The sequence below is a fragment of the Rhodoferax antarcticus ANT.BR genome (genome assembly GCF_001938565.1).
Taxonomy (GTDB): domain Bacteria; phylum Pseudomonadota; class Gammaproteobacteria; order Burkholderiales; family Burkholderiaceae_C; genus Rhodoferax; species Rhodoferax antarcticus.
The window spans coordinates 108,012-118,961 of the sequence record NZ_MSYM01000016.1; the positions used below are offsets into that span (position 1 = coordinate 108,012).

Here is a 10,950-nt window from a genome sequence, read left to right on the forward strand (position 1 = left end):
TTATGCCTCAACTTTCGAGGACAGCGCAATTCGGCTTTGAATCCAGCCGTCGATGCTGGATTCGAGCCAACCGACTGCGCGGGGGCCGAGGGAAATGGATTTTGGGAATTCACCATCGGCCATCTTCTGGTAGATGCCCGAGCGCGAAATGCCGGTGCGGGCTTGCACCTGGGTGCGCCTCAGAATGACTTGTGGGCTGTGGACTGCTGTGGCCATGTTTCGCTCCTGTTGAAGCGCCTTGGACGGGTGTCTAAGGCATAGCGTTAATGTGCAGAAAATGGCCCCTTTGAACTTACCTTGAATCCAGCCAAAAATTGCGCCGGATAGCCTAGAAGTTCACTTTGCAGACGGCAGGTTGGGGTCTTTGAGCAAAGTCAGACCAGCCGCGATCAGAGGCCCAGGGTCGTAGTTGACTACTCCTGCGGCCTTGAGCGTGGCACGCAGTACGCGGGCATAGGCAGCTCCACCACGTGCGGTGGACATATTCGCCGTCAGTTGCTTATCGCTGGTGGATGTGGGCTTCACCTTGAGAGTGTCACGAAACACCGCGGCCACCTGATAGGCCAGAACATTGCGGGCGGCATCGGCGATCTTGCGTGGGCGGGCGGATAGTTCGACCAATGCCTTTTCGACCACTTGTCGTACTTGCTCGATATCCGACCGCATCTTGCCAAGTGGCGCGTTGGTCGCCTGGCCGATAGCCGTCCGTGCATCTAAGGGCAAGACAGACAGTTGCTCTAGTGCCTTGGCCAAATGCTTCTGTAGAGCCGCCACGCTGGCGCGGGCTTCAGCCAAGTTGGGTTTGCTGCGTCGCCCCTTAGGGTCGACTAGCGGCTGGGAGGCCATGTAGTCGTCTGCGGCATTCATTAATTCGGCAGTCGCAGTCTGCACTACGTCAGGGTCAACTTTGGGGATGCTGGTGAGCACTGTTTTCAACGCATCTACCGACGCGAGTCGTTTGGCCAATCGGGTTGTGGCTTGCTTGCGGGTGGCCATACTTACGCCACTTTCTGGGTGGCCAGCGCTACCAACTCCATCAACCGTTGGCCCAGCGCATCAAACGCCTTCAACTGCTCCCCCTCGCGCCGGTCGCGGATGTAAATGCGGGTCACGCGGCTCTGGATCATGTGATTCAGGCATTCGTCGATCACGTCGCTGCTGATACCTAGGCTGGCCATGGTGGTCGCGGCGGTGCGGCGAAGGTCGTGCGCAGTCCATTTGCCGCCAGGCAGGCTCAGCGATTCGGTGGCGGCGGTGCGGTTGCTCAGGCGTTTCTCGGGCGGGCGCTGGCGGTCAGAGAGTTGCTTGCCGAATGTCTTGATGTCCAGTGCGTTGCTGCCTTTGGTGTTCGGGAAAACCCAATGGCAGGGCAGGCCATCAGGAAACAGCACACGCATGGTCGCCAGGTTTTGGATCTGCTTGACCGCAAAGTCACTTAGGTGGACGGTGTGCGGTCGCTGGTTCTTGGTGTCGGGCAGGTGCCAGGTACGTTTCTCAAGGTCAATGTGCTGCCATTGCGCGTTCATCAGTTCGCCGACGCGGCAGCCGGTGGCCAGGGTCAGCCAGACGGCGCAAACGCTGCGCAGGCCCATATTGGCCTTGGGTAGCTGCCGAGCCAGCGCCACCACCTCGTCGGCGGTTAACACACGTTCGCGTTCCGTTTCCGCGCCACCGGCTTGGCGCTTGGTGATGGTGTCCAGCGGGTTGCGGTCCACGATCTCACGCGCCAGCGCGAAGTGGAACATTTGCTTCAAGTCGGTAAGCAGCACATTGCAGGTGCGCAGTTTGCCTTCGGCTTTCACGGCATCCAGAATGGCGAGTAAGTCGGCTTTGCGCACATCGACGGCGGCTACTTCACCCAAAACCGGGAATATGCGCCGTTCAAACTGGTCGCGGCTGTACTGGCCACCGTCTTTGCGTCCGCTGCGTTTGCCGTTGGCCAGCACATTGGGGGTCAGCTCGGTGGCAGCCCAGCGGTCGAACAGCTGCTTGATGGTCAAGCGGCGCTGCTGCTCCAGCTCGGATTGCTTGGCGGTCAGCTCAGCCTGCTTGCGGGCGGCCTCGTCGTTTTGGACACGGTCGGCCTCGGTTTGTGCGAAGTGGCTGCGCAGGTCTTTGATGCCCGACTGGTACAACTTGGACCAATGGTCTGCCTTAGCCCGCGCATCGGATAGTTTGAATCCGGCGCGGCCTTTTGGGTCGTAGATGCCGACGGGGAGGGTGTCGCGGCTGCCATCGCTAGTGGTGTGTCGGAAGTAGAAGGCGCGTTCACCGCGTGGGGTGATGCGCCCCAGGAAGCGGCCCGCGCCACGTGGGCCATCCTCGGTAATCCAGATGTCGGCAGCAGTTGCTGCGGCCTGCATTTGCTTGTCGGTAATGACACTCATCAGCTACCCCTTGTACGATATGAAAACCCGATTTCTGGTTGCCGTTCGGTTGCCGTTTCTCGGTGGCTTTCATTGTATCGCGCTGGACGCTGTTGGAAGTGGTGTTTTTATAAGTGGTTGATTTATAACGATTTGTTGAAATTGGAAGCAATCTTAAGATCGCAAAAAGCATTAATACGATTGAATGGGGTGCAAGGGGTCGAAGGTTCGAATCCTTTCACACCGACCATATGAATCAAGGACTTAGCTTCGAAAGGGGCTAGGTCCTTTCTTCTTTCTGGCGCGGCTTTGTCAAATTGCCCCCACCATTGCCCCCACTACTACAAAAGCTGGTGGTTATCTATCTAAATTGCCTGCACTCAAATCGGTCATCGACTCGCTGTAATTTGAACGCCCTGGGTTGTCGTTGGAGTGCTGTGGCGGAATCTAACGTGCGAAAATCGATCCCCCGTTCGGAGAAATCATGGTCACAAATAAAAGTTTGACGGTTAAGGGCGTTGAGGTAAATCTCACATCAAAGGACGATGAGGACTACATCAACCTTACCGACATGACCAAAAGTTTCAATGGCGCTGACCAACTTATCAAAAATTGATTGCAAAACAAGAACACCGTCGATTTTTTGGGTGTTTGGGAGCAATTGAACAATCCTGGTTTTAATCTGGTGGAATTCCACCTAATTAAAAATGAAGCCGGTTTGAACCGGTTTGTGATGTCAGCCAAGCAGTGGACAGAGCGGACCAAGGGAATCGGCCTGCTTGCGCGTGCTGGGCGCGATGGGGGCACCTTCGCTCATAAAGACATTGCCTTTGAATTCGGATCCTGGCTGAGCCCTGAGTTCAAGCTGTACCTGATCAAGGAAGTCCAGCGCTTCAAAGAGCAAGAGGCGCTTTCCGGCGGAATTGAATAGAGCATCCGCCGCTCGCTGGCAAAAGTTCAGTACAGGGTTCATACAGACGCAGTCAAGGAACATTTGATCCCGGCATAACTTACCGGGGCACAAGTGGGATTTGTGTATGCCAGCGAGGCGGACATTTTGAACAAAGCGCTGTTTGGGTTGACCGCTAAGGAGTGGCGCAGAGCCAACCCTGATGCTGAGGGCAATATTCGTGACAACGCATCTAGGGAACAACTGGTTGTGATGTCTAGCCTGGAAAGCCAGAACGCATTGTTAATCCAGTAAAAAATGAACCAGAGCGATAGGCTTGTGATGTTGAACACGCTGGCCAGAAGTCAGCTCACATCTTTGTTGTCGAATCCAAGTATCAAGAGTTTGGAAAACAAGCCACTGCTTATTTAGCTAAAAATGAAAGGTAACCCGGCGTTTACGCCGGGTTACATGCATTTTATGCCTCTAGCCCTTATAGAGCATGCGCAAGCAGCTATCAAGTAGATAGCGTAACAATCACCAAAACCAAGCCCAACAGCACCACCAACAACCCGCCGGCGTCAGGCGGCGTGTCTTCGCGCTTTGAATTGCTGGTTCCACCAGTAGCCGTTCACATTTATTTGACTTGAACGCGTCCACACTGTCCAATAAAGACCGACGGCGCTCCAGCATCCCTATAATTTCTGGCTTCGTGCTTCACTTTTAACATTCCAGTCTTAGCGATCAACCCATTCATGACCAACCCTGCCGGGAAAACTGCGTTCAGCCTGCATATTGAAACCGGAACCGAAAACGGTGACGCTGTTCCAGCCGTAGTGCTCGCGCAGATTCTTACCAGCGCACAGCGCAGTTTCGAATTGATTGGGGTTCACGTCGAGGGGCGCACAGTTCAACAGCGCGCACGCATTTCCGCTGCAACTCGTAGCCGCTTTCAATTGGTGTGTCGTCTGCCCGTGCCTGGCTGCTATGCGGTTCCCATTGAATTGGGTGGCAAAGACCTACTGGCAGAACACATCACAGCTGCCATGGACGTGTTCAAAAAGATCATCGGCGGCATCACCAAACGGGATTCCGAGGCCATCAATAAGGCCATGCCTGATGTGAGCTTGCGCCATCGGCTGTTGGAGGCAATTCGCGGAATGACACCTCGCGCTGATGCCAAATGGTCGTTGAAATTGTGGGATGCTGGAAATACTGAATTCGGTGAACTCAACACCGAAAGTGAGGCAACCATCAGGGCAGCTATTGTTCCTGCTGATGAACAGGCTGAATCCCAGGTTGTGACCGGCTACCTCACCAATATCAACTTTACCAACCGTGTCGTCACCATCATTTACCCGCCTACCAAGCGCGAGATGGAATGTGTCTACGACGAAACCATTGAAGATCTGCTGATTGAAAACCGGCGCGACTTGATCCAGGTCACCGGTTTGATCGTTCTGGATGATGCAGGCGCGCCAAGAAAGATCACCAACGTCAACGACATCAGAGAACTCGACTTGTCCCCGTTATTGATCGACACGGTCAAGGTGGGCAAATTGGTACTCAAGGCCAAAGAGAGCATCACCTTGGAGCCCGTCACCGACGAAACGAAGCAACTCATTTGCGTCGCACACACTGAATTGGGTATCGACGCATTTGCCCGCACACGCGATGCGTTGGTCAGCGAATTGAGCGAACAAATCGGGATGCTCTGGCAAGAATATGCCCTTGCTGACAATGATTCGCTTGACGGCATGGCCATCAAAATGAAACAAGCCTTACTGGCCGCGTTCAGCGAGGTTGCCCATGGTGCGTAAGCCCGGTGACGTGGAAAGGAGCCTGACGAAAAAGGGCTTTCAACGCAAAGAAGGCGACCACAGCTATTTCTATTACTTCACCAAGGCTGGCAAGAAAACCAGCGTGTTCACCAAGACCAGCCATGGATGCAAAGAACTTGATGACAGCCTGCTCGGCATGATGGCTGGGCAATGCAAGTTGAGCCGTCTGAACTTTGACCTATTGATTGAATGCCCGTTGGACCGTGACACCTATGAACGCAAGCTCGTAGAAGGTGGCGCTATTGAGGCGCAAACACCGTCAAAGTAATTGAATGCAATGGCCCGTTGCCAAAGGCTCAGGGTGCATGTGAAAACCTACCTGTTTACAAGCCTTTTAAGCCTCTAGCCCTTATAGAACATGCGCAAGAAGCTATAAATAACATAGCAATTCTGAGCAATGAAAACGCCTGGTGAACCTGAAGCCTCAAGCCGTGCCAGGCATCCGCATCAGGCGTTGACGATGTCAAACACCAAATCAAGCCCGGCATCGCTATCCACTTTCAGCACCTTCTTGCGCGTCGCTGCATCAATCAAATCCAGCCGCCTGATGTCTTTGCCCACTATCCGGATCATCTCAATGCGCCCGAAGGCCATCGCGTGTTTGGCGGCAAACTGCGCCAGACCCTTAGCCTTGGCGTAGTTGTCCGACAGCGCCGGTGAGTGCGGCTCAAGAATGTCCACGATGTGGTTATCACCATCCTTGCGCACCACCAAAAAGTCAGGGTACATCGGCCGCGCTTCGCCACCCAGTTCATACGGCAACGCAAGCGCCCACGGCTTGCGTGGCACATTGCGCAGCCAGCCAACAAAATCCGACCGCGCCATTTCTTCCTCAATAACCGGCTGTTCCCAGGTATTTAGCACAGCCACAAAATGCCCATTGGCATCCAGATACAAGTGTTTGTCGTAGCGCTTGAAAGCCGGGTCTTTCGCGTCCACTGCGGCCATGATTTCAGCCGGTGGCAAAAATGAAAGCGGTTCGAGGTCTTTCGCCACTTCCAGCGCCATCCACGTTTTCTCGTCTTGCAGCATCAGGAACAGTTCAAGCCTTGATCGGCTGGGCATTTCATCTGCCTCGTCTTGGTCGTAGTGCATCTGCCAGTAGTCCAGATGCAGACCTTCGCCCAAGCGCTGCCCGGCTCGGTTGAACAGGTCGTCAATGCTCTTTTCGTCCAATGGCACGGTGAGGGTCTGCTCCTGAATTTCCTTGCATGTGCCTTGCTCAACAATCACCACGTTCAGCGTGATCTGGCCGGAGCCCTATAACTTCGCATCAAAGTTCGGATCGTCTTTTTTTAGTCGGGCAAGTTCTGCATCCAGCGTGTCAATCACCAGTTTTTTGGAGCCGTCCCACGCGGCCATGTCCACCTCGTGCATGGTGGTCAGCAGGCGCGACAGCGCCATCAAGCGGCGTGTGTTGGACACCTTGCGCACGCGCGGTGCTGGTCAAAGGCGGCCATTTGCCGGGCGATGAGGTGGTGGACTTGCTGCTGGCAACCGACGCCGAGCCCCTGTGGATGCAAGCCCCGCGCATCCAAAGCGCCAACACCCACGGCACCGGTTGCACCTTGTCAAGTGCCATTGCCGCGCACCTGGCGCTGGGGCTGACGCTGGCCGAGGCGGTACAGCAGGCGCGCTCTTTTGTGCGATCAGCCTTGCTGGCCGGGGCATCCGTGAAAACCGGACAGGGAAGTGGGCCGTTGAATCACGGGTTTGCGCCGGTGGTGATGCGGGTTAAGCCGTGTCTTGAGCGCATGTCGTTGCTTGGCGCGATGTGATAAATGCTTGGCGTAATCAGCCGATGACGTGTGTTTCGCAACCCTGTATATATCGGCGGTCACCGTGCGGGAATTGAAAATTGGTGGGTTGCTGGCTGGGCGCCGCAATCCACCAAATGCAGAAGTTTTACTGCTGAATGTTAGTTTTTAACGTAATTCGGTGAACGTGGTCCGAATAACATTCCATTCGGGATACCCGCTGAAAGCAAACGAGTAGTAGTGATACCTGCGGTTACGTGACTCTGATCAAACACAGTCCCAATCACTTGATTCACTAATGCTGAGATTAGCATTCCAGCCAAACCACCCTGTTGATTTTTTCCCTCTTCACTTGAAGCGGATGCATTACCATTCCACAATTGCTTACCGGTTTTTAAATCTATCAACTTCGCATCAGCAGTTACCACTGATGCGCTGCTCAGAACAGCGTATACTTGCCCATATTTCGAGACGGTGATATAAAGTGCGGAATCTGCACCAAAGATAAGTCGTAACTTTTCTGGTGAGGTCGCATGCATATCAGACGGCTGCGAAATTCCATTTTCTTTGAAGGCTTCGTCCACTAACGTTACTGGCATGACATAGAAGCCTGCTTCTGAGAGCGGTCTGGTTGCGTATGATAAGACGCTATAAGATGCTTGCACTTCTGGTGAATTATTTACCGGCGGCAGTACCAAAATTGAATGAGGATTACTTTCCTTGAAGGCAGAGTAGTCAAAAGGCGCTTTCGTCGACGCGCATCCGGTCGCTGTAAGGACGATGATAACTGTGGCAGTAATTTTTAAGCGTTGTAGCCAGCTCATTTCACTTCCTTTTTCTTAAAGTTCCGCAACAAAAAATCGACGAAGGTCTCGGACTCTGGAAACTGATTCTTTTCAGCTACCATTTGTTGCGCAAACAGATCTAGGTCGCCCTGTTGACCATAAAGTAATCCCAAATGCGCGTTGTATCCAGGAGGAGGTTTTCCACCGCTAGCACGAATTTTTTTTAAATCTTCTTCCATACGTTGAGTTTGTTCGGTGGCGCTCACTTTATCACCTCGAAAATATGCGTCCACGTTGGTTTGGTAACCTTCCCACTGATATATGGTTGATGGCTTGGTTGCACAGCCACTCTGCAGACCAATTGCCAACAAAAAAGTTACAATGCTGAGTTTGTTTCTAAACATATATATTTTTTTATGTCAAAGAGATGGTTTCCATGCGCCACTGTCTATGCCGGTGACCAAACTATTGACTGCTTCGCGAATCGCGAGATCTAAAACTTTTCCATTGAGAGTCGAGTCATAGCCAGCAGTTCCTCCAAAACCGATGACTTCACGCTCGGAGAGACTATATTCGCCAGCACCTTGAGTTGAATAAACTACTTCAGAAGTTAACGTATTTACAATATTGAGATTTACTTTGGCGTAAGCAATTTGGGTTTTTCCACGTCCGAGGATTCCAAATAGCTGTTTGTCGCCAACATCCTTACGTCCAAATTCTGAAACATCACCCGTGATTACAAAGTCTGCGCCTTTGAGTGTTTGTGCCTTTTTCTGTAGTCCTGCTTCTTCTTTAATTTCGGTCATCACTGTGCGGTCTAACACGCTAAAGCGGCGACTTTGCTGCAAATGAGTGACTAAAACAGTTGCAGCTTGACTTCCTAAGCGGTCAACGCTGTCAGAAAATACACCCCGCATAAACGAAGATCGATTGTCAAACTTACCAACTGAAATTGGGACGCGTGCACCGGTATAAGTTTGACCCGCGGATTCAACTTTTTGAATTGCCAGAGACCGTGATTCTTCTTGGTGAGCACACCCGTAAAACGATAGGCAGACTACCGCGCTGCACGCCAGAAAAACATATCTTTTCATTAAATTTCACTCCTTAAAATAACTACTTGGCGAAACGATTCCATGAAAAATTTTCACCAAGTCCGTTGTGCGATGGCTTTGCATATATTTACATAACCTGCTTGCATCTAAAACAGGTTCGCCAGCGTTTTGTCAAACACATTTTTCCGTGTTTGATATTCGACTTCGAATGTAACCGGGCTCAACTGCATAACTGATTTTTTCCACTTTTGGTAACGTGCTAGATGAGCAATGTCTGATGCAGGTCAATAGCCGCTCGGCGCCATAGCGTGTTACGTGGGGAAGCAGTCACATGCCTTAGCCATGACCTGTGCTGCAAAAGCGTCAAGAAACTCAGCTGTTGCAAGCTGCGGTTGCGCGGCAGCCACCAGCGCCCGCACCACGCCAACTGAGCCAACCCCACGCGCCAGCACCTCAGGCATGCGCGCCAAATCAATGCCTCCAATGGCAACGGTCGAGTAGTTGCGCAGCAACTGCGCATACACCTTCAGCCGTGCAAGACCCTGTGGCGGGGTGACCATACGTTTGAGTGTGGTGGCGAACACCGCGCCCATGGCGATGTAACTGGGGCTCAAATGGTCGGCGCGCAGCATCTCTGCATAGCCGTGGCTGCTTAGGCCCAAGCGCAGCCCGGCCGCGCGGATGGCATCTAAGTCTGCGCTGTCAAGGTCTTCCTGGCCCAAATGCACGCCGTAGGCACCCGCGTCGATGGCGGTTTGCCAATGGTCGTTGATGAACAGCAGCGCATCGGTGCCGCGCACGGCCTCTACCGCAGCACGCACTTCCTGGACGATGGCGTGCGCATCGTCTGACTTGAAGCGCAGTTGCACCGTGGGCACACCGGCACGCGCCATGCGCCCCACCCAGGCAGCATCCGGCAGCACGGTATACAAACCAAGCTGGTGGGGGCAGATGGCAAACGCATCGGTGCGCGGCAAGGGGCGCAGACCAAAGTCTTGCGGCTCGGTGGGCCAGGTTTGGGCATCAAAGTAGCCCGTACGCAGAGACTGCGCTTGCCAGGCTTGGGCGATGCAGTCAGCATCCGCATCGATGAAATCCAGCGCCATGCAGGCCATTTTGGCGGCCTGATAGATATCGTCGGCTGTCTCAGTTTCAATAGCTACAGGCGCTTTATCTATAAGGGCTAGAGGCCTAAAAAGCTCATAATCTTGATGGCTTTCAAGCGCCAGCGCGGTGTGGGCGCTGACGATGGCTTGTGCCCGGCTTGCCAGGTCTGTCACGATGTTCATGGTGGGTGGTGTGCTGAAGTGGTGTGGTGAGTATGCGAAGGTTGAGGTTTGGTGATCGTTTAGTACCACTGGCGCAGCGGCCTTGTCAGGCCTGGTGCCAAAACGGCGTGCCCAGCACCGGCGTGCTGGGTTCTGCGGCGTCTTTCTCAATCATGGTGCCGGCTAGAAACGCATCGCGCCCGGCCTGGGTGGCGGCGGCAAAAGCGCCGGCCATGCGGACCGGGTCATTCGCCAGCGCCACGGCGGTGTTGAGCAGCACGCCGTCAAAACCCCATTCCATCACCTGTGCGGCGTGTGAGGGCAGGCCCAGGCCCGCGTCCACAATCATTGGCACACTCAGGCGCGCGCGCAGGGTTTTCAAGGCGTAGGGGTTGATCGGGCCTTTGCCGGTGCCAATCGGCGCGGCCCAGGGCATGAGCGCCTGGCAGCCCACGTCGATCAGGCGCTGGCACAGCACCAGGTCGTCGGTGCAATAGGGCAGCACTTTGAAGCCGTCCTGGATGAGCTGGCGGGCGGCCTCGACCATGTTCAGAGTGTCGGGCTGCAGCGTGTAGTCGTCGCCGATGAGCTCCAACTTGAGCCAATCGGTGGCAAACACCTCACGCGCCATATGCGCGGTGGTGATGAGCTCGGCCACGCTGTGGCAGCCAGCAGTGTTTGGCAGGACCGGCACCGCCAGGTCGGCCAGCAGTTGCCAAAAACGGTTGGAGTTTTCACCACTGGCCAGGTTTTGCCGGCGCAATGAGGCGGTCAGCATGGCGGGATGGGCGCGCTGCACAGCAGCTTGAAGAATGCTCGGAGAAGGATAGCGTGATGTGCCCAGCAGGAAGCGACTGGCGAACCGTTCGCCGTATAAAACCAGCGGGTCGAGTGGCACGGTTTCTAACGGGATGTGATGCGTGTTCATGGTCTTGACTGTGTGTGAAATTCAGTTGTTTTTGGCATGGCGACATGGACAGCGGGTGGTA

13 protein-coding genes and 1 pseudogene are annotated in these 10,950 nt (G+C 54.1%); 4 read left to right on the top strand and 10 right to left on the bottom strand.

All coding sequences use genetic code 11. The features are described from left to right. From BLL52_RS14625 to BLL52_RS14635, 3 genes are all read right to left on the bottom strand, one after another. Positions 1-216: a helix-turn-helix transcriptional regulator gene (locus tag BLL52_RS14625; protein ID WP_075587412.1), complete on the bottom strand. Its 216-nt coding sequence runs from the start codon at positions 214-216 to the stop codon at positions 1-3. Positions 217-336: 120 nt separating this feature from the next. Further along, positions 337-996: a hypothetical protein gene (locus BLL52_RS14630; protein ID WP_075587413.1), complete on the bottom strand. Its 660-nt coding sequence runs from the start codon at positions 994-996 to the stop codon at positions 337-339. 2 nt (positions 997-998) lie between these two features. Beyond that, a complete protein-coding gene (locus tag BLL52_RS14635) occupies positions 999-2,387 on the bottom strand; it encodes a tyrosine-type recombinase/integrase (protein ID WP_075587414.1) in 1,389 nt (462 codons plus the stop codon). A 595-nt stretch (positions 2,388-2,982) separates the two neighbouring features. On the opposite strand from BLL52_RS14635, the gene BLL52_RS21510 reads away from it, so the two are divergent. The 3 genes from BLL52_RS21510 (at position 2,983) to BLL52_RS14650 (ending at position 5,364) form a co-directional block, all read left to right on the top strand. After that, positions 2,983-3,297 carry a KilA-N domain-containing protein gene (locus BLL52_RS21510; RefSeq protein ID WP_241839190.1) on the top strand — a complete coding sequence of 105 codons (315 nt, stop codon included), beginning with the start codon at positions 2,983-2,985 and terminating at the stop codon, positions 3,295-3,297. A 713-nt stretch (positions 3,298-4,010) separates the two neighbouring features. Further along, entirely contained in the window at positions 4,011-5,075 is a 1,065-nt protein-coding gene (locus tag BLL52_RS14645) for a hypothetical protein (RefSeq protein WP_075587415.1), read from the top strand. Then, positions 5,065-5,364 (top strand): hypothetical protein, encoded by a 300-nt coding sequence (locus tag BLL52_RS14650; protein WP_075587416.1) that lies wholly within the window; start codon positions 5,065-5,067, stop codon positions 5,362-5,364. Before BLL52_RS14645 ends, BLL52_RS14650 begins: the two co-directional genes overlap by 11 nt. A gap of 179 nt (positions 5,365-5,543) precedes the next feature. Here BLL52_RS14650 and BLL52_RS14655 read toward each other — a convergent pair whose 3' ends face one another. Next, complete coding sequence (locus tag BLL52_RS14655; protein WP_075587417.1) at positions 5,544-6,332, bottom strand: hypothetical protein; 789 nt, start codon at positions 6,330-6,332, stop codon at positions 5,544-5,546. Between the two features lie 24 nt (positions 6,333-6,356). Beyond that, entirely contained in the window at positions 6,357-6,521 is a 165-nt protein-coding gene (locus tag BLL52_RS21515; protein WP_241839192.1) for a hypothetical protein, read from the bottom strand. A gap of 5 nt (positions 6,522-6,526) precedes the next feature. Here BLL52_RS21515 and BLL52_RS14660 point away from each other — a divergent pair. After that, a pseudogene (locus BLL52_RS14660) lies at positions 6,527-6,874 on the top strand (bifunctional hydroxymethylpyrimidine kinase/phosphomethylpyrimidine kinase); the annotation flags it as partial. A 140-nt stretch (positions 6,875-7,014) separates the two neighbouring features. On the opposite strand, the gene BLL52_RS14665 reads toward BLL52_RS14660, so the two are convergent. The 5 genes from BLL52_RS14665 to BLL52_RS14685 all read right to left on the bottom strand — a co-directional run bounded on the left by BLL52_RS14665 (position 7,015) and on the right by BLL52_RS14685 (position 10,889). Continuing rightward, the gene (locus BLL52_RS14665) at positions 7,015-7,677 is read right to left on the bottom strand and encodes a DUF799 domain-containing protein (protein ID WP_075587418.1); all 663 of its coding nucleotides are present in this window, start codon (positions 7,675-7,677) and stop codon (positions 7,015-7,017) included. Further along, complete coding sequence (locus BLL52_RS14670; RefSeq protein ID WP_075587419.1) at positions 7,674-8,042, bottom strand: DUF4810 domain-containing protein; 369 nt, start codon at positions 8,040-8,042, stop codon at positions 7,674-7,676. The genes BLL52_RS14665 and BLL52_RS14670 overlap by 4 nt, the downstream gene beginning before the upstream one ends. 15 nt (positions 8,043-8,057) lie before the next feature. Continuing rightward, positions 8,058-8,732 (bottom strand): CsgG/HfaB family protein, encoded by a 675-nt coding sequence (locus tag BLL52_RS14675; protein ID WP_075587420.1) that lies wholly within the window; start codon positions 8,730-8,732, stop codon positions 8,058-8,060. Positions 8,733-9,004: 272 nt separating this feature from the next. Further along, on the bottom strand, positions 9,005-9,982 hold the full coding sequence (locus tag BLL52_RS14680) for a thiamine phosphate synthase (RefSeq protein WP_075587421.1): 978 nt from the start codon (positions 9,980-9,982) through the stop codon (positions 9,005-9,007). A gap of 85 nt (positions 9,983-10,067) precedes the next feature. Beyond that, positions 10,068-10,889, bottom strand: coding sequence for a thiazole synthase (locus BLL52_RS14685; RefSeq protein WP_075587422.1), 822 nt, complete (start codon positions 10,887-10,889; stop codon positions 10,068-10,070). Positions 10,890-10,950 lie beyond the last annotated feature (61 nt).

Coding starts and splice junctions, on each gene's coding strand:
- BLL52_RS14635 (WP_075587414.1), bottom strand. CDS start 2,387: ATGAGTGTCATTACCGACAAGCAAATGCAGGCCGCAGCAACTGCTGCC.
- BLL52_RS14650 (WP_075587416.1), top strand. CDS start 5,065: ATGGTGCGTAAGCCCGGTGACGTGGAAAGGAGCCTGACGAAAAAGGGC.
- BLL52_RS14680 (WP_075587421.1), bottom strand. CDS start 9,982: ATGAACATCGTGACAGACCTGGCAAGCCGGGCACAAGCCATCGTCAGC.
- BLL52_RS14665 (WP_075587418.1), bottom strand. CDS start 7,677: ATGAGCTGGCTACAACGCTTAAAAATTACTGCCACAGTTATCATCGTC.
- BLL52_RS14625 (WP_075587412.1), bottom strand. CDS start 216: ATGGCCACAGCAGTCCACAGCCCACAAGTCATTCTGAGGCGCACCCAG.
- BLL52_RS14675 (WP_075587420.1), bottom strand. CDS start 8,732: ATGAAAAGATATGTTTTTCTGGCGTGCAGCGCGGTAGTCTGCCTATCG.
- BLL52_RS14645 (WP_075587415.1), top strand. CDS start 4,011: ATGACCAACCCTGCCGGGAAAACTGCGTTCAGCCTGCATATTGAAACC.
- BLL52_RS14630 (WP_075587413.1), bottom strand. CDS start 996: ATGGCCACCCGCAAGCAAGCCACAACCCGATTGGCCAAACGACTCGCG.
- BLL52_RS14685 (WP_075587422.1), bottom strand. CDS start 10,889: ATGAACACGCATCACATCCCGTTAGAAACCGTGCCACTCGACCCGCTG.
- BLL52_RS14670 (WP_075587419.1), bottom strand. CDS start 8,042: ATGTTTAGAAACAAACTCAGCATTGTAACTTTTTTGTTGGCAATTGGT.